Here is an 18,129-nt window from a genome sequence, read left to right as displayed (position 1 = left end):
ACGAAAACACTGCTGCAATCACTCAGTCCTTGACGAACAATTCCAATCGGCCAAAGGACCATCCCGTACATGATTAAGCAGATCCACCTCACCACCACTTCGCTGGTGGCCGCCATCCTGGCTGCGGCCATGACCCTTATAGGGCTGAGCTGGTCGGCCCTCCCGGCCTCCGCCGCGGACATACCGGAAGCCCGCGTTGCGCTTCACACAGAGTCAGTGGTCAACTCACAGTGGGACCAGGTCGACCTGACCTGTGAGTGGTCCGTACCCGACCATTCCCAGCCTGGAGACACTTTCAGCCTTCAGCTTCCTTCCGAACTGCGATGGTTCGGTACCGCTTCCTTCGACCTGAAGAACGACGACGGCGAAACTGTCGCCACTGCCGTGGCCGACGATGAAGGCCGGGTGGTGTTCACGCTCACCGACTTTGTGGCGTCCCACCCGCTGAACGTTGGCGGCACCTGTAACTTCACCACACAGTATGCTCTGGATCCGGGCAACGGCAGCGTGGACGAACTGGTCTTCACCGTGGGCTCCAGTGTTGTTCGGGTTCCGCTTCCCGATGCCGGCGAGTGCACCTCCGATTGCGAACCCACTCCGCCAACCTCCGCCGGGAAGGGCATGTGGTGGGCTGATTCTGCACAGACGCAGCTCGAGTCCATTTTCTACATGCCACCCATGGCTTCCGACAGCAATGACGTAGTGGTCACTGACGTTCCTGCCGAGGGCATGGAAATTGATTGCAGTGCTGTGACACCCCGGGTTGGACGATCCGTTAACGACGACGGCAACCTCGTTGAACCGCTGGACAACGAGCTTTACCCGGCAGTCATCGATTGCAGCCCCGAGCGCTTGACCGCCTCCTGGACGGGCTTGCCGGAAGGGGAAAGGGTTGAGTTGTTCGTGGTCACCAAGGTCACGGACCCGGCGCTGGATGTCTACCAGAACAATGGAACCGTGGTCATTTCCGGCGAAGAAACCACTGTGGGTGCGGAGACCAAAAGGACCAGCGCCGGTGGGACGGGCAACGGCACGGCGACTCCGTCTCCCACACCCAGCGCCACCGCGACCCCAACGCCGAGCGCAACGCCCACCCCCTCCGCCAGCGTGACGCCGAGCGCAACGCCCACGGCAACCCCCTCCGCCAGCGTGACGCCGAGCGCAACGCTTACGGCAACCCCCTCCGCCAGCGTGACGCCGAGCGCAACGCCCACCGCGGAGCAAAGCCCCAGTACCACCTCCCCGGGCATCGGCATCGTGCCCTCCGACGCCCCACCGGCTTCGGGCACACCGGAACCGCTGGCCACGACCGGCGCCCACAGCGCGGCGTTCATCTTCGCGGCTGCCGCCCTGCTGGCTGTGGGATCGGTGCTGGCCTTCCTGGGTGCACGCCGGGCGCGCAGGCACTAACCCACCCGGGCCATGAGACCCGGCTCGCGCTGGCATGTATTGGGGGCCAGCGCGAGCCGCTTCCAGCGGGACGACCACAGGATGCGCCAGGCTGCCGCATCCTGTGGTTATGCTCGGGAATGCCGGCACTCCACCCGGGGTTGAGGTGATTGCGGGCCGCGCCACCCGTGCGGCCAACCAGCGGAGGAGAACCATGAACGCCCCAGCCACGTCCATTGACGCCCAACGTGCCCGGTGGGAACGGTTCCGTACAGGGAGGAACGCTGCCCTGGCAGCGGACCACGGCTGGCTGACGTTGACATCCTTCCAATGGCTGGAGAAGGAGCCCAGCGAACTGGAACTCGTTCCGGGGCTCTGGTCTGTTGAAGGTGACACGGCACGCCTGACTGCCACCGCGGCGGACGGGTTGACCTTGATTGACGGCGGGCATCCGGTGGAAGGCACCGTGACGGCGGTGTTGCAGGACGAAGAATCGCTTATGTGGGTTCAGTACGGCGGACCGGCAGGCAACCAAGTGGTGGTCGAACTCGCGATGCGTGCCAACAGGTACGCAATCAGGACCAGGGATGCCGGCTCGCCCGTCTTCACCGGGTTCCATGGCGTGCCCACATTTGAGTACAACCCAGCCTGGGTCATCGAAGGCCGGTACGAGGCCTATCCCGAGCCTGTGGACGTCCCGATCGGAACGGCAAACCCGCTGGTGGACGGCGTTCACCGCTCCGTGGGCGAGATTGTGTTCCGTATTCCCGGTGTGGACCACGAGATCCGGCTCCACGCCGAGGCGGAAAAGCTGGGCGCCCTGAATGTCACGTTCCATGATGAAACCAACGGCGACACCACGGACGAATGGCGGAAGGTGTTCATTCCCCGGCCACGCCCTGACGGTTCAGTGGTGATCGACTTCAACCGTGCCATCAACTATCCCAGCGCTTTTACTCCTTATGGGACCTGCCCCATGCCCGTGCGTGGCAACTCGGTCGATGTAAAAGTGGAGGCCGGCGAGAAGCTCCCGGAGGAAGACCTGGACTGACCGGCTAGACGATCGCGGACACCCCGGTCACTGCCCGTCCCACGATCAACGAATTGATTTCATATGATCCCTCGTAGGTGAAGATGGCTTCGGCATCGGCGAAGATCTTGGCCATCCTGTAGTCCGTGACAATTCCGTTCCCGCCCAGGATGGACCGGCCACGTGCCACCGTTTCCCGCATCCGGGCAGAGCAGTACGCCTTGGCCAGTGCCACTTGCGCCATGTCCGCGCCACCGTGGCGGACGCCCTGTGCATCTGTGTAGGTGTCCTCTTGGAGTTGGGCGATCCTCACCATCATTCCCATGCTGGCCACGGCGTTGCCCAGCATCTCCACCAAGTGCTGTTGGATGAGCTGGAACCGGGCCAGTGGTTTGCCGAATTGCAGGCGCTCCACAGCGTATTGCCGCGCCACGTCAAAGGCAGCCAACTGCTGGCCAACAGCCTGCCAGGCCACCATGATCCTGGAGCCGCGCAAGAGGTGGTTGGTGTCGACAAAGCTGCCGATGCCGGCAAACCTGTCGGACTCGGCCACATGCACGTCCTCAAACAGGATGTCGGCATTCTGTACAGTTCGGAGCGCGATCTTGTTTTCGATGCGTGTCCTGGTGATTCCGGGCAAAGAAGCGTCCACGATGAAGCCCCGGACCGATCCGTCGGCCTCATCTTTGGCCCAGACCAGCATGTAGTCACAGAACGTCCCGTTGCCTATCCAGCGTTTGGCGCCGTTGATCACCCAGTACGTGCCGCCGTCGACGTCGTCCCTGTCCACCCTGCGGGCGGTGGTTTGCATGCCTCCGGCGACATCGGACCCATGGGCCGGTTCAGTGAGTGCGAACGCGCCAGTGGTCCGAAGGTTGGAAGCGTCGTCGAGGTATTTGTCCTGCTGGGCGTCGCTGCCGAAGTCGTAAAGGGACTCGACAAAGAGATCGTGGTGGACCATGAAGAACGTTGCGATCGATGTGTCCACCCGCGTCATTTCCGCGATGACGAGTCCCGCGAACAGGTGCGTATAGCCGCGTTGGGCCGGAGCGCTGAGGCGTAATGCGGCGAGCTTTGGGAGGATGTGTGCGGGGAATTCGGCCTTCTCCCACCACTCACCGGCGTACGGGGCGATTTCGGTGGCCAGGAATGCCCGCAGTTCGTTGAGTTTCCGCTGCTCCTGCACGCTCAGGAGCGACTCGAAATCGAAGAAGTCGGCGGTGGGCAACCCGCTGACTGCTGCGTCGGTGACGTTCGACGGCGGCCCTGACGCGGGTGCCGGGAGTGGACTTGCGGTGTAGTCACCCATCATTTAAGCCCCATCCTGATGGCCCCGTCCAGGCGGATGGTCTCGCCGTTGAGCATGGCGTTTTCCACGATATGCGCGGCGAGGTTTGCGTATTCCGCGGCCCTGCCCAGCCGGGCGGGGTGGGGTACCTGCTGGCCGAGGGAGTCCTGGGCCGCTTGGGGCAGACCCGCCATCATAGGGGTCTCGAAGATGCCCGGCGCGATGGTCACCACACGGATCAGTGAACGGGCGAATTCACGGGCCAAGGGCAAGGTCATGGCCGCCACTGCGCCTTTGGATGCTGCATACGCTGGCTGGCCGATCTGCCCTTCGAAGGCAGCCACGGATGCCGTGTTGATGATGACTCCACGCTCCGGGCCGCCCAGTTCGGTGGCAACGGGTTCCGTCCCGGCCATGGCTGCGGCAGCCAATCTGACCACATTGAAGGTTCCCACCAGGTTGATCTGGATGACTTTGTTGAACGTTTCCAGGGGCAGTACGCCGTCGCGCCCCAGGACTTTGCCGGGGGTGGCCACGCCGGCACAGTTGACCGCGATGCGGAGCGGCCCCAGGGCCATTGCGGCATCGACGGCCGCCTGGACCTGGGCTTCGTTGGTCACATCTGCCGGAGCGAAGACAGCCTTGGCTCCGTGATCCCCACCAGCTTCATTGAGTTGGGCGGCATAGGATTCCCCTGCTGATTGCGGCAGGTCCACGATCACCACCGATGCGCCCGCATGGTGGAGCCGTTCGACGGTTGCCGCTCCCAAACCCGACGCGCCACCGGTGACAAGCGCCACCGTCCCCCTGATGTCCATCCATCCTCCTCGATGCCGGCTCAAATCCGTTAATGCATGTTAACTGGAATTGTGATCCAGCGCACCCTGGACCTCCCGATAGGCTGGTCCCATGCCTGCCGACCAGAACCCTGCAGACCAGCTCGCGGCATCGAACCTGCCGGCGCCGGACGCCGCCGACCGCGCCAACCAGGCCGCCCGCTCAGTTACCCGGGCTTTCGGCAGGCGGCTGTTGTTCATCCCCGGAACCCACCTCGGCACCGTCACGCTCCCCTCCGCCGGTAGCCTCCGCAGCCTGGCAGCTCCCTGGCATTACTGGTGGCAGGCGCACTATGTTGACTGCCTGGTGGATGCAGGCCGCAGGGAACTGGCCTCGGGTGTGAAGTTCGACGGCGGCTCCCGCCCCAGCGCAGGAAGGCTGGCTTCCCGGCTGGTCACCACCATCCGGATCCGCAACCTTTTCCGCTTCATCAATCACTACTACGACGACATGGCCTGGCTGGCGCTCGCGACCCTGCGCCTGGAGTCGCTCGCAAGGGAGGCGAAAAAGCCGGGCCGCAGGCGCAACGCGTACGTGCGGAAGTCCCTCACAGCGCAGTTTGACTCGGCGTCCACGGACGAGCTTGGCGGTGGCACGTTCTGGAGCACCGCACGGGACTTCAAGAACACCCCGGCAACGGCCCCGGTGGCCCTCTACTACGCCAGGACCGGGAACGTGGCCAAAAGCCAGGCCTTGGTGGAATGGCTGAACACCAGGCTGCTGCATGCAGAACGCGGCCTCTACATGGACGGGCTGCGTATCCGCGACGGCCAGGCATTCCTTGAGGAAGCCGTATACACCTACAACCAGGGACCGGTCCTTGGTGCCCTGCTTGAGCTGGGCGGAACAGGCAACCTGGAACGCGCTGCCCGGCTGATAAGCGCAACCGCCCGCGAGCTGACTGTGCGAGGGACCGGCATCATCCGGGGTGACGGCACCGGCGACGGCGGTCTTTTCACCGGCATCCTCGTCCGGTACCTGGCCCTTGCCGCACGCGACGAACGGCTGCCGGAGGACACCCGCGCTACCGCCCGCAACCTCGTGGCAGCTACTGCGGACGCGCTGTGGTCCGGCCGCACCGACGCCGGCGACGGACCCGCATCCCGTCCGCGGCTTGTTTTCTCCTACGATCCCCTGCGGCCGGCGGCTGAGACGTATCCGGCAGGTGCCGCCGTCGAACTTTCCACCCAACTCCAGGCGTGGATGGTCCTTGAGGCGGCCGCGACGATCCCAAGTAACGCGCCGATCCCAACTAAGTAGCAGCTGTGCGCGTTTTGAGGGCTCAAAACGCGCACTAATGCGACTTAGTTGGGTTTTTTGCGCTGGGGGTACGGTGCCTCATGCCTGGCCAGCATCTCCACAAAGCCGGCGATCTTGCGTGCGCGGGTGTCGGCTCCCTTCACCGCGTTGGTGCGGAGGATGAGGGCGAAGCGGTTCTGGGATGTCAGGACATCGAACATGGCCTGCGCCTCGGGCACGGCGGCGATAGCGGCGGCGAGGTCGTCGGGAACCACGGAATCGGCAGGCCCGGCGTAAGCGGCTTCCCAGCGGCCGTCGGCCTTGGCAGCCTCCACGACGGCGCGCCCCGCCTCAGTCATCTTTCCAGCCTCCTCCAGTCGGGCTATGTGGCCGACGTTCCGCAGCGACCACATGCTGCGGGGGCCTCGCGGCGTCATGCGCTGCACATAGCACTGGGCGTCGCGGCTTTTCGTCTGGCCATCGATCCACCCAAAGCACAAGGCCTCATCCAGGGCAGCGGCGTAGTCCAGCTCCGTGACGTTGCCGCCCTTCTTGTGGAGGACAAGCCAAACCCCGGGGCTGACCGCAGCATTGTTGGACAACCATTGCCGCCACTCCGCAGCGTCCTTGACCGTCAATTCTTCAAGCTCAACAGGCATGGCCCCATTCTGCTGTGAATCGGCCCCCACGGCATAGGCTTGTGCGCAAGCACGCCTCGGAACCACCCAGGAGGACCCATGCTGCGAGCACGCCCCATCCATTTCACGTCCCGGCCGGAGAAGTGGACCCAGTTGTTGACGGCACTGGGCCTGGCGAACACCGTTGCGGACCATGACTGGTGGGAGTTCGACGCCGGCTCCGGCCGCCTTGCGCTGCACCGCGTGGCGCACCAGCAGCCGGAGCCACAGGACGGAACCACCCGGTTTGGCGTGGAGGTCGGAGTGCTGGCCGAGTTCGCCCGACGTACCCGGGAAGACGGGACCATCGCCGATATGACGGAAGCCGCGCACGGAGAAACCGTGCAAGTCACTGCGCGCGACGGCTTCTCCTTCCTGGCTGATCCGGCCAAGCGCGCCGAGGACGGTACATGGGCCACGTCGGACAAAGCCGACCCCGCCATCACGGTAGTAGCCACCTGGGTGAGTCCCGCCGTCGACGATTCCGCGCAGGAACTGCGCAATATTGGCGCGCGGCCACGGACCGCAGATGACGACTCAGTGACCTTCACCACCAAGAACGGCGGCATCCTGCGGGTTGTTCACGGAGCAACCGCCGGATCCGGGGAACTGGCTTTTGAGTACGACGGCGGGCTGGAACCGCTGCTTGACCGGCTCACCGATGCGGGAATCGACGCGAGGATGGGCGACGGAGTGCTCTATGTCGCCAACCCGGATGCCGTGGGTGGCTCGGCACCGGCTTCGATCGTCGTGGAGCGGAAACCCGGGCTGACGGGGCAATAAAAAGTCATTGTCTTTGACTGACCCTGAGCTTAATATCAAGTGCTGGGATCGATTGGGGGAAGGCAGTACATGCGCCCCGGGGCTCAGCCGGGACAAAATCTCCGGCATCTGGGACCGGCACGTGAAAGCCCGCCTTAGGGGTTTTCGTTTCCCTGTACCTGCGCTCACTCGCATGCTTTAAGCATCTTCGCAGCCGCTGGCACGTACACGGCGGCTCCATCGCCCCACGGTCTCAGGGGCGGTAACCAATACCGACGGAAGCAGCTCGAGCCAACGGGCTGCCCAAAAACCCGGGGGAATGTCGCGGCACCGGATAAACCCGTCCGGCCCGTATGGATTTCAAGCGAATTCAGGCATCCCAATGAGAAACAAGAAGATTACCTCGATCGGGGCAGCAGCAGCCTGTCTGGCTTTAGTGCTCTCCGCAACCGCAGCCCAAGCCAACCTGCCCGGAAGCCCGTTTGATGCGGCCGACGGCAACCTGGTCCTCAACGACGAAACACAGGACTGGGCCAACGCGTCCATCAGCTGTGTAGCTCCCGTTTCCGGATGTGGTATCGATCTGCCCACCGGCCAAACGGACAACTCGTTCGGCCAAGGCACCAAGGAAGATACTGAAGTTCCGGCCATTGTTGACGGCTCCATCCCGAACAACAAGAGCGATCTGCTCCGCTTCTACGCCCACTTGAAGACCGAAGCCAATGGTGACGACTACGCCTATCTGGCGTGGGAGCGTGTCCAGGAACCGACCGGCACCACCAACATGGACTTCGAGTTCAACAAGAGCAGCGTGCTGTCGGCCAACGGTGTCACTCCAGTACGAACCGCCGGCGATGTGCTCATCAAGTACGATCTGTCCCAGGGCGGTACGAACCCTGTGCTGGGCTACCACCGCTGGATGACGACCGGTGGAAAGGCGGCGTGTGACTCGGCCAATACCACTCCGTGCTGGGGCCCTGTCCAGCCTCTGACCGGCAACTTCGAGGGTTCCATCAACACTGTGGCCGTGGTTGACCCCATCGCACCGAATGCTCCGCGCAACCTGAGTGCACGAACCTTCGGTGAAGCTGCCATCAACCTGACCGACGCCGGCATCATCCCGGCCGGCTCCTGCGAAACCTTCAGCGGCGCCTACCTGAAGAGCCGGTCCTCCGACTCCTTCACGGCCGCCCTGAAGGATTTCATCGCTCCGGTACCGCTGAACTTCAGCAAGTGTGGCTCCATCAAGATCCATAAGGTAACAGTGGGCGGCGACGCATCGTTCGGCTACACCACCACAGGCGGACTGACTCCGTCGACGTTCAACCTGAGCAACGGCGGAACGCAGGACTACGGCACCTCCGTCCAGGCCGGCAACTACAGCGTCACGGAAAGCACCCTGCCCTCGGGCTGGACGCTGACGGACCTGCAATGCACGTCCTCCGGAGCCGGTACCTCCACCAGCCGGAACGGTGCCACAGTGAACATCGTCCTTGGGTTCCAGGGAACGGTGGACTGCACCTACACGAACACGGCCAAGGGCGTCATCAATGTCCATAAGCGGGATGACGGAACAGGCAGCGGAGCATCACTGGCCGGTGCTGTCTTTACCCTGTTCAACAACGCCGCCCCGCTGACGGCACCGCGCGGCGCGGAGGACACGACCACAGGCCTCACCTGCACCACCAACGCCAGCGGCGATTGCTCGTTCACGGACATCCTCGCGGGCGAGTACTGGGTTGTTGAAACCACGACGCCCGCCGGCTATGACACGGCCGCGGACCAGCGTGCAACAGTGACGGCCGGGGCAACGGTTTCCCTGACCTTCGTGGATCCGCGTGACTTCAAGATCATCGTGCTGGTCTGCAAGTCCGCAGACAACTCGCTGTATCCGAGCACCGTGACGGTGGACGGCGTGCCGCTCACCTCGCTGGGTACGGCTCCGGCAGGCTTCACTGCCGCCCAGCTGTGCGGCCTCGGCGGCGCGGCCTACGATGACAAGAAGGTAGGCGACCACCCGGCCAACGTGGCCATCCCGCAGTAAATCCTTCGTTGTCGGTACACGAAAAACAACAGCTGCCCCTGCCCTTGGCGGGGGCAGCTGCTGTGGGTACGGCTTCAGTCCGCCAAAGCTCCGTTGCACAGCCGGCTGACCACCTCGGTGAGCATGGCGAGCCCGGCCACGATGTCCTCATCCGTGGTGTATTCGTGCTCGTTATGTGAAATTCCGTCGACGCTGGGCACGAACAGCATCACCGTGGGAACAAGGTCCTTCATGTTGGTGGAGTCGTGCCCGGCCAGGGTCATGACTTCCTTGTTGCTCAGGCCAAGGTCCGCGGCCACCTTGGCGGCGAGCTCCACTCCCTCGGGCTGGTACGGCGTGACAGCCCAGGAGTGCGAATGGTGCTGCTCCACGGAAACGTTGGCCAGTCGCTCGATCTCCCTGATGCGCGAGTGCAGCAGGGCATCCGCTTCGGCCAGCACTGCCTCGTCGGCGCTGCGCAGGTCCAGCAGCAAGTTCACGCGGGACGGCACCACAACCGGCGAGTTCGGGTAGACGTTGAGCTGGCCCACCGAAGTGTGCAGGACACCCGGGAACTTATCAGCGAGTTCGCGGGCCGCGACCACCAGCATGGACGCACCCAGGAGGGCATCCTTGCGGTCGGCGATGACGGTCGAGCCGGTGTGGGCTTGCTCGCCGTGCACCACGAATTCGTACTTGTTGGCCGCCCAGTTCGAGTGGACCAAGCCAATGGTGACGCCTTCGCGCTCCATGCTGCGGCCCTGCTCAATGTGGATCTCGGCGCAGAAAGCAGCTTCCGGCCCTTCAAAGTCACCTCGGCAGCCAATGGCGTCCAGCGCCTCACATACGGAAACACCGTCGGCATCCTTGGTGTTAAGCGCCTCTTCCAAGTCCAGCTTCCCCGTATAGACGGACGAGCCCATCATGGACGGCTTGAAGCGGCTGCCTTCTTCGTTGAACCAATTGACGACGGCGAGGTTGAACTTGGGTGCCTCGGCGCCGGCTGCCCAGCGCTCAACCAGGCGGAACGCGGCGTGGGCGGCAGCGAGGACGCCGTAAGCGCCGTCGTAACGTCCCGCGGTCGGCTGGGAGTCCATGTGCGAGCCGACCACGACGAACGGAGCACCGGGAACGGCTTCGTAGAGGCCCCACTGGTTGCCGGCGCGGTCGAACCTGACCGAAAAGCCGTGTTCCTCAAGGAGACCGGTGAGCCAGCGGCGTTGTTCGCCGTCGGGGATCGTGGCGGCCTGGCGGTCCACGCCGCCGTTGTCCGTGGCCCCGAAGGCGCTCATGGTGCGGAAGTCCTGGACGAAGGCGTTGTCCTGGGCCGTGAAGCTGGTGGTGTTTATCATGGTCTCCCCTAATTGCTCTTGTGGGATTGGCCGGCAGGAACGAGGGCCGCCGGCGCAGCGTGGAGGTCTGTCGATTGGTACGTGAAGTGGCCTCCGACGGCGGTGGCCAGGACACGCAGTTGGCTGATGTCCGGCGCATCCAAGGGAGAGGCGGAGAGGACGGTGAAGTCCGCGAGCTTGCCCTGCGTGAGCGACCCCTTGTCCGCCAGCGTGCCCGTGGCTGAGGCCGCTCCGCTGGTGTAGGCGGCCAACGCCTGCAGCGCGGTGAGCCGCTCGTCCGGATTGCCGAACACCGCGCCTGAAGCTGTCTTCCGGTCCACGAACGCCTGCATCCCGCGCAGGACGTTCCCGTCGGCCACGGGCCGGTCGGAACTGCCTGCCAGGACAACCCCGGCATCGAGGAAGCTGGCCGCCCGATAGGCCCAGGAAAGGCGCTCGGGACCAAGGGAAGCCGTCATGCCATCGCCGCCGTCGCGGAAGAAGCTCGCCTGCGGAGTGACGGCGATCCCGGCTTCCGCAAGCCTGGAGAGCTGCTCGGGCCGGGTCATGGACGCGTGCTCGATCCTGTTGGGCACGCGTCGCGGACCGTAGGTGGCTTGACATTCGGCGAGGATGTCCAGCGCTAAATCGATGGCCCTGTCCCCAATGGCATGCGCCGCGATGGACCACCCCGCGGCGTACGCTGCCTCGATGCGTTCCCGCAACTGGGCCGGGTCCGCTTGGAAGTAACCGACGTTGCCGCGGTTGTCCTTCTGGCCGTGGCTGCAGAACTCATGGCTCACAGCCGCGGTCTCGCCCAACAATGATCCATCAAGGAAGACCTTGGCTGGCCCGAGGGACAAGTACTCATCCCCGAATCCGCTGAAGACCCCAAGGTCCAATCCAGCAGGAGCCACCCCGGCGCTGTCGGCGCTATGCCCATCCAGGCCGTGCAGCACATCCAGCACCGGCATCACCTGGGCACGGGCGTGCAATCGGCCATTGGCGGACGCCCGCTGGTACGCGGCGAGCTCGGCCGGGCTGTGCCCGATCCATCCACCGCCCACACCGGCTTCGGTGAAACTCGTGATTCCCTCGGCGGCGTAGTACAGCGTTGCCCGCTCCAAGGCTGCCTCGATGTCCTCCAGCGAGTACGGCAGGATCAGCTGCTGGATCAATTCCTGGGCCGTCTCCTGGACGAGTCCCGTGGGACGTCCCGCTGCGTCGCGGACTATCGCTCCGCCGTCGGGATCGGGGAACGACGGCGATTCGGCACCTGCCAGCCGCAGTGCGGCGGTGTTGACCACGGCCATATGCCCGGAGTTGTGGCGCATGAACAGCGGCCGTTCCCCTGTGATGCGGTCCAGCTCGGCGATATCCGGGAAGGAACCGCCGTGCTGGGTCTGGCTGAAGCCGGTGGCGAACAGCCAGCCATCACCTTGAGCCGTGGCATCTGACAGCAGTCCATACAGCTCCGCCAAACCACGTGCCCCGGACACATCCAGCTCCGCCAGGCCCAGCCCGAACCAGGTGGTGTGGCAGTGCGCGTCGATGAACCCGGGGGTTACCGTCGCGCCACCGAGGTCCAGTACGTCAGCGGCGTCGAGCCCGGAAAGCTCCTCGTCCAGGCCAACTATTCGGCCCTTCCAGATGCCCAGCGAGCTGGCCGATGGGCGGTCGGGATCCATGGTGATGATGTCTGCGTTGCGCAGGAGAAGATCGAGTTTCATGGCGCGTTCTAGCGGTGCGACGTGGTGACGGACTTGATGCGGGTGTAATCCTCGAGGCCATAAACGGAGAGGTCCTTGCCCGTGCCCGAGTGTTTGAAACCGCCGTGTGGAGCTTCGGCAGGGATGACCTGGTGGCAGTTGATCCATACAGCGCCGAAGTCGAGTTCTGTGGAAACGCGCGTCACCACCCCGTGATTCTCGGACCACACGCTGGAGGCCAGGGCATACTTGGTGCCATTGGCCAGTTCAAGCGCTTCCTCTTCGGTGGTGAAAGGCTGGACCGTGAGCACGGGGCCAAAGATCTCCTCGCACACCACCTCGTCGGTCTGGAAAACGCCGTCGATCACCGTGGGTTCAAAGAAGTACCCGGTACCGGTGCGCTTGCCGCCGGCCAGGACCTGCGCGTTGGCAGGGAGCCGGGACATAAAGCCCTCCACGCGTTCCAGCTGGGCAGCACTGTTGAGCGGGCCGAGGTCCGTTCCGACCTTCAGCGCCGAGGCAGCATCGGCCAAAGCCGAGGCAAACTCGGCGTGGATCTCTTCCTGGACCAGCACGCGGGTAACGGCTGTGCAGTCCTGGCCGGCGTTGAAGAAGGCTGCCAGTGCGATTTCCCGGGCGGTCCGTTGGATATCGACGTCGGCAAACACCACGGCGGGCGCCTTTCCGCCGAGCTCCAAGTGGACATCCTTGAGCGTCTTGGAGGCCGCGGACATGACCTGCGCCCCGGCCCGGGTGGAGCCGGTGATGGAGACCATTTCCGGGATATCGTGGTCCACCATCGCAGCCCCGGCTTCACGGCCGCCGCACACCACGTTGACCACGCCAACCGGGTAGACCTGCTGAGCCAGCTCGGCCAGGACCACGGTGGACCACGGGGTGGTGTCGGCCGGTTTGAGGACCAAGGTATTTCCTGCCGCAAGGGCGGGACCGATCTTCCAGATTGCCATCATGAACGGGTAGTTCCACGGCGTAATTTGTGCCACCACGCCAATCGGCTCACGACGGATGGTGGATGAGAACCCCTCCACGTATTCCGTCTGGGCCGTTCCGGAAACCACCCGGCAGGCTCCGGCGAAGAAACGCAATTGGTCGGCACCGCGCAGGATTTCCAGCTCCTTGGTCAGCGCAGCAGGCTTGCCGGTGCAGGCCACTTCGGCCTCAAGCAAGCGGTAAACGTTGGCCTCGACGAGGTCCGCGAGCTGCAACAGCAGCGACTGGCGCGTTCCCGGCGTCGTGCGCTTGTAGCTCTTGAAAGCCGCGGCCGCGGCTTGGAAGGCGGAATCGACCGTGGCGGCGTCGCTGTCCGGGGCGGTGCCGATCTGCTGACCCGTCGCGGGGTCGAAGAAGGGCAAGGTATCCACTGAGGGCACGGACTCGCCGTTGATGATGTTCTGAAGCTGGATCACGTGGGGTCCTGACTCTTAGTTGGACGTTTTGGGCGAGCGGGTAGCGGAGTCCTGGGGAAGGTGCAGCAGGGCGGGCAAGCCTGAATCTGCGGCACGGCGGAACGCGGCCGCGAAGTCTTCTGTGCGGTCCACCCGCTCCCCGTAGCCCCCGTAGGAGCGGGCCAGCGCAGCGAAGTCCGGGTTGGTCATATGGGTTCCGGACGGGCGGTCCGGGTAGTGCGCTTCCTGGTGCTCGCGGATGGTGGCGAAGATGCCGTTGTCCACCACCAACACAATGAACTGCGCTCCGTAGCCCATGGCCGTTGCGATTTCCTGGCCGTTCATCATGAAGCACCCGTCGCCGGCAACGGAGATGACTTGGCGGCCCGGGAACGCGAGGGAGGCTGCAACTGCCGCCGGAATGCCCATGCCCATGGCTCCGTTGCGCGGTGCTGCAAGGGAATTGGCGGAGTTGTGCTTCAGGTACCGTGCGGGCCACAGGGCGTGGTTCCCCGCACCGAAAGTGAGGACGGCGTCGTCGTCCATCTCTTTCTTGAGGACTTCCATGGCGACGCCCAAGTCAACGCCGATGCCGCCGTCGGGCCGGGGTGTGGAGAAGGCGAGGTGGTCGGCACGGGCAGTGGCGAACCAACCGGCCTCGCGGTCGCCGCCCGCATCAGTGGGCAGCGCTGTGGCAAATGCGGTGACGTCGGCAACGATGTGTTGGTCCACGCGGCCGAAGTGGCCCAGGAGGTTGGCATCGGCGTTGACCACCACCGTCTCCGCGTTGAGCCCGCGCTTGTAGCCATCGGAGAGGACATCGCCGCGGACGCAGCCCACGAAGACCAGGAGGTCCGCGTCGTCCAACCGCTGGGCATTGGCGTCGCTGCGTCCGTACCCCAGAAAGCCGGCGTAGGCGTCGCTGCGGTGCGGAACGGCGTCGTACGCGCGGAAGTCCGCCAGCACCGGAACGCTGTGGCGGCTGGCCCAGGCGGCCAACTGCCCACCGGACTCCTGCGTCCAGCCTTCGCCGCCGACGACGATCAGGGGCTTGCGTGCCTTGTCCAGCTTCTGCTTCAAAGTGGCAAGGTCCGCGGCTGCGGGAGTGGACCGCGCCACCGTGCGGGGTTCCACGGTGGCGTCTTCCACGACGTGCACCAGCACATCTTCCGGGAGGCCGATCACCACCGGGCCGGGGCGGCCGCTGAGGGCGGTGAAGATAGCATCGTCCACCACACGGGCAGCGGATGCGGCGTCGTCGAGGGTCACCACCTTCTTGGCAGTGCTGCCGAACCAGGCATTGATGTCGAATTCCTGGAACGACTCGCGGCCACGGTCGGCCACCGGAATCAAGCCGACGAACAGGATCAGCGGAGTGGCGTCCTGGTGCGCGGTGTGGACGGCGATGAAGGCGTTGGCGGCGCCCGGTCCACGGGTCACCATGGCAACTCCGGGAAGCTCGGTCAGACGGCCCTCCGCGAGGGCCATGAATCCTGCGCCGCCTTCCTGCCGGGCCACCACGTTGGTGATGGGCGAACCGTGCAGGCCGTCGAGGACATCAAGGAAACTTTCGCCAGGAACGGTGTAGACGCGCTTGACGCCGGCCCGTTCCAGTTGGCCGACAATGAGGTGGCCGGCGGTGGTGGTGCTCAATGCTTCATTCCTTCTTCCTTGATGGAGAGGGCGGGGAGGAACAGGCCGGACAGTGCGGTCAGCGCCGAGACCACGAGCAGGATGATGGCGCCGGGCCAGTACGAGTTGCCGTTGGCTGCCACCAGCGCGGTAGCGATCAACGGGACGAAGCCAGAGATCACGCCTGCGGTATTGGAAGTGATGGCGACGCCGGTGTAGCGCACCTTGGTGGCGAACAGGGCGGTTAGTGCCGTGCCGGAGACCGCGTACGGAATGGACAGCACGGCCACGCCGATCATCATGCCGATGACCACAAGGAACGGGTTGCGGCTGTCGATGGCCAGGAAGACGGGAACCGCAATGGCAGCAGAGGCTACGCCACCCCAGAGGATGACCTTGCTGGCGCCGAACTTCTCACCCAGGCGGCCGGCCCAGATGAGGGCACCGATTTCCAAGGCAGCGGTCAGGAGGCTGCCGAGCAGCAGGAGTTCGGAGGGGAGCTTGAGGACCTTGGTGCCGTAGAACACCACAAAGCTGGTGATGAGGTAGAAGCCGCCGATACCCAGGAGGGCCGAGCACATGCCCACCAGGATTTGGCGCCAGCTGTTCTTCAGCACTCCGCGGATGGGGGCGTGCTCGGTTTCGCCGGATTCCATGAGGGCCTCGAACTCGGGTGATTCACTGAGCTTGCTGCGGATCCACAGGGAGACGGCCAGCAGGGGGATGGCGGCGATGAACGGGATACGCCAGCCCCAGGCGTCAAAGTTGGTCTGCCCCACCAGGTAGAGCATGCCGAAGAAGCCGCCGGAGGAAAGGATGGTGCCGATCGGGGAACCGACCTGCGGGAGCGCGGCATAGCGCGCACGCTTGGCCACGGGAGCATTCTCGACGGCGATAATCACCGCACCGCTCCACTCACCGCCCACGGCAAGGCCTTGGATGATGCGCAGGAGTACCAGGAGAACCGGAGCGGCCATGCCGATGCTCATGTAGTTGGGCAGGAGGCCGATCATGCCGGTGACAATGCCGATCCCGACGATGGTGACCATCAGGATCTTCTTGCGGCCCACCTTGTCTCCCAAGGCACCGAAGATGAAGCCACCTATGGGGCGGGCAACGAAGCCCACAGCCAAAGTGGCGAAGGAACCCATGGCGGCGACGAACGGATCCTGCGAGACGAAGAACTGGGCGTTGAACACCAAGGCAGCAGCCGTGGTGAAAAGGAAGAAGTCGTACCATTCCAGCGCCGTGCCAACCAGGGCGGCCAAAGCCACCTTCTTGGTGACGCTTTCGTCGATGACGCGATCTGCCGAGGGGCTGACGCCCGTGGCTCCGCTGACGGTGCTTGCCATTGATGCTCCAAAAGTGCGAACGGACCGGATATTGGGATCCGGGACGATGGTGTGGATAGCTTGTGAGGGGGTTCACTCCACAGTGACTTATTCCATAGTGCCAGTAGTTTTTCCCAAAATAACTAGCGATACATCACGCAAATAGGGCGTTAGAATGTGTGAATGCACAATGTCGAGACCTCGGGGCACAACGTTCGCTGGAGTGCGCTGGTGGAACAGCTGGAAGGCCGCCTGGACGGGCTGGCGCGCGCGTTCACCACCCGTGTCCGGGAAATCCCCGAGTACGGCGAAAGCCAAGTTACCGTCCAGGAGATCACCGAGACGGCACGCGAAACCTTCCGGCGCCTGATCCGTGGACTCAAGGGCGGGGATCCCACCAGCCAGGACGGACTGCTGGACTTCGCTTCCGACCTGGGGTCCAAGCGCGCACGGGCCGGCATTCCTCCGGAATCGCTGACCTCCGCTGTTCGGCTGGACTTCAGCATCCTGTGGGCCGAGTTGCTGGAAATCGCGAAGCCCGAGGACGCCATGCTGCTCGCTTCCAGGGTGGACCAGGTTTGGAAGGTAGTTGACGAATTCGCCACCCGGACCCACACCAGCTACCTCACCGAACGGGTGCGCATGGCCCAGGAAGAGTCCAGCATCCAGCGCGAGTTCATCGCCAGACTCTTCAACCAGAGCACGCCGTCACTGGAAACTTCGGCCCAAGTTGCCTCCGCGCTGGGCCTCAATCCGGACTCACGCTTCGCCCTGGTGGCGGCTAGTGGTGAGCCCGGAGCGCAGCTGCGGTCCGCCGTCACCCACGCCGGCACGGCACGGCCCCGGCTGTTCCTTCACGAATCCGGCGGCAACACCTACGTCTTCTGGCCGCTTCCGTCGGTCCGAACCCGCGGCGCCGCATCCAACAACACCCTTCCAGCCGCACTCTCGACAGTCCCCTGCGGCTACGTATCAGAGGTCCTCGGACTGCGCGCCTTGCCCGCGGCGGCCCGGACAGCCGAAACGCTCGCCGCTTTGCTCCGTCCCCGCGACGCCGGTCCGCTCTCGGCCGATGCAGCCTGGGCCAGATTGGCCCGGCAAAACCTCCAGGACGCAGGGCTGGACCTCGCCGCGGAACTGGAGGAAGCCCTCGCCGAGTGCAAGGGCGGCGAGCGCGAGCGTCTTCTGGAAACTGTGCGAAACTACCTGACCACCGGCAATGTCACTCTGACCTCAGAGCAGTTGTTCTGCCACCGCAACACCATCCTCAACCGGCTCAACCGCTTCCAGGAACTGACCGGGATCGACCTGGCCGTTCCCGTGCAGGCAGCGCGCCTGGTGGTTGCCTGGGCCTAGTTCGGGTCACGGGCAAGGGCACGGGCGATGTGTGTTTTCACATTCCGTATCGCCTTTTGCTGGGATTTATGCCATTGAAGCTGTGATCGGCAACACAGAATAGTTGTAGCTACCTTGCA

General features: G+C 64.4%; 14 protein-coding genes. 6 read left to right on the top strand and 8 right to left on the bottom strand.

The features are described from left to right. The first annotated feature begins 69 nt into the window (after nt 1-69). Both ACUYMZ_RS04655 and ACUYMZ_RS04650 read left to right on the top strand, forming a co-directional pair. On the top strand, nt 70-1,410 hold the full coding sequence (locus tag ACUYMZ_RS04655) for an Ig-like domain-containing protein (RefSeq protein WP_481602257.1): 1,341 nt from the start codon (nt 70-72) through the stop codon (nt 1,408-1,410). A 193-nt stretch (nt 1,411-1,603) separates the two neighbouring features. Continuing rightward, nucleotides 1,604-2,440 carry a DUF1684 domain-containing protein gene (locus tag ACUYMZ_RS04650; RefSeq protein WP_442424646.1) on the top strand — a complete coding sequence of 279 codons (837 nt, stop codon included), beginning with the start codon at nt 1,604-1,606 and terminating at the stop codon, nt 2,438-2,440. Nucleotides 2,441-2,444: 4 nt separating this feature from the next. On the opposite strand, the gene ACUYMZ_RS04645 is transcribed toward ACUYMZ_RS04650, so the two are convergent. Then, on the bottom strand, nt 2,445-3,731 hold the full coding sequence (locus tag ACUYMZ_RS04645; protein ID WP_481602256.1) for an acyl-CoA dehydrogenase family protein: 1,287 nt from the start codon (nt 3,729-3,731) through the stop codon (nt 2,445-2,447). Beyond that, on the bottom strand, nt 3,728-4,525 hold the full coding sequence (locus ACUYMZ_RS04640; RefSeq protein ID WP_481602255.1) for an SDR family NAD(P)-dependent oxidoreductase: 798 nt from the start codon (nt 4,523-4,525) through the stop codon (nt 3,728-3,730). Before ACUYMZ_RS04640 ends, ACUYMZ_RS04645 begins: the two co-directional genes overlap by 4 nt. 91 nt (nt 4,526-4,616) lie before the next feature. Between ACUYMZ_RS04640 and ACUYMZ_RS04635 the strand changes: the two genes are divergently transcribed. Beyond that, the gene (locus tag ACUYMZ_RS04635) at nt 4,617-5,804 is read left to right on the top strand and encodes a glycoside hydrolase family 76 protein (protein WP_481602254.1); all 1,188 of its coding nucleotides are present in this window, start codon (nt 4,617-4,619) and stop codon (nt 5,802-5,804) included. A gap of 44 nt (nt 5,805-5,848) precedes the next feature. On the opposite strand, the gene ACUYMZ_RS04630 is transcribed toward ACUYMZ_RS04635, so the two are convergent. Then, the gene (locus tag ACUYMZ_RS04630) at nt 5,849-6,442 is read right to left on the bottom strand and encodes a YdeI/OmpD-associated family protein (protein WP_426005940.1); all 594 of its coding nucleotides are present in this window, start codon (nt 6,440-6,442) and stop codon (nt 5,849-5,851) included. A 78-nt stretch (nt 6,443-6,520) separates the two neighbouring features. Between ACUYMZ_RS04630 and ACUYMZ_RS04625 the strand changes: the two genes are divergently transcribed. Both ACUYMZ_RS04625 and ACUYMZ_RS04620 read left to right on the top strand, forming a co-directional pair. After that, nucleotides 6,521-7,243, top strand: coding sequence for a hypothetical protein (locus tag ACUYMZ_RS04625; RefSeq protein WP_481602253.1), 723 nt, complete (start codon nt 6,521-6,523; stop codon nt 7,241-7,243). 361 nt (nt 7,244-7,604) lie between these two features. Then, the gene (locus tag ACUYMZ_RS04620) at nt 7,605-9,266 is read left to right on the top strand and encodes an MSCRAMM family protein (protein WP_481602252.1); all 1,662 of its coding nucleotides are present in this window, start codon (nt 7,605-7,607) and stop codon (nt 9,264-9,266) included. Nucleotides 9,267-9,340: 74 nt separating this feature from the next. Here the strand turns inward: ACUYMZ_RS04620 and ACUYMZ_RS04615 are convergent, their stop codons facing one another. The 5 genes from ACUYMZ_RS04615 to ACUYMZ_RS04595 are packed head-to-tail and all read right to left on the bottom strand — an operon-like array spanning nt 9,341 to nt 16,675. Beyond that, on the bottom strand, nt 9,341-10,597 hold the full coding sequence (locus ACUYMZ_RS04615; protein ID WP_481602251.1) for a M20 family metallo-hydrolase: 1,257 nt from the start codon (nt 10,595-10,597) through the stop codon (nt 9,341-9,343). Between the two features lie 8 nt (nt 10,598-10,605). Then, the gene (locus tag ACUYMZ_RS04610; RefSeq protein ID WP_481602250.1) at nt 10,606-12,306 is read right to left on the bottom strand and encodes an amidohydrolase; all 1,701 of its coding nucleotides are present in this window, start codon (nt 12,304-12,306) and stop codon (nt 10,606-10,608) included. Nucleotides 12,307-12,314: 8 nt separating this feature from the next. Then, nucleotides 12,315-13,712, bottom strand: a complete 1,398-nt coding sequence (locus tag ACUYMZ_RS04605; RefSeq protein ID WP_481602249.1) for an aldehyde dehydrogenase family protein — start codon at nt 13,710-13,712, stop codon at nt 12,315-12,317. A gap of 15 nt (nt 13,713-13,727) precedes the next feature. Next, entirely contained in the window at nt 13,728-15,344 is a 1,617-nt protein-coding gene (locus ACUYMZ_RS04600; protein ID WP_481602248.1) for a thiamine pyrophosphate-dependent enzyme, read from the bottom strand. Then, entirely contained in the window at nt 15,341-16,675 is a 1,335-nt protein-coding gene (locus ACUYMZ_RS04595; protein WP_481602247.1) for an MFS transporter, read from the bottom strand. Before ACUYMZ_RS04595 ends, ACUYMZ_RS04600 begins: the two co-directional genes overlap by 4 nt. Nucleotides 16,676-16,837: 162 nt before the next feature. Between ACUYMZ_RS04595 and ACUYMZ_RS04590 the strand changes: the two genes are divergently transcribed. Further along, a complete protein-coding gene (locus ACUYMZ_RS04590) occupies nt 16,838-18,010 on the top strand; it encodes a PucR family transcriptional regulator (RefSeq protein ID WP_426005930.1) in 1,173 nt (390 codons plus the stop codon). Nucleotides 18,011-18,129: the final 119 nt, after the last annotated feature.

The organism is Arthrobacter sp. T572, assembly GCF_056780115.1.
This window is presented reverse-complemented; position numbering and strand designations above follow the sequence as displayed.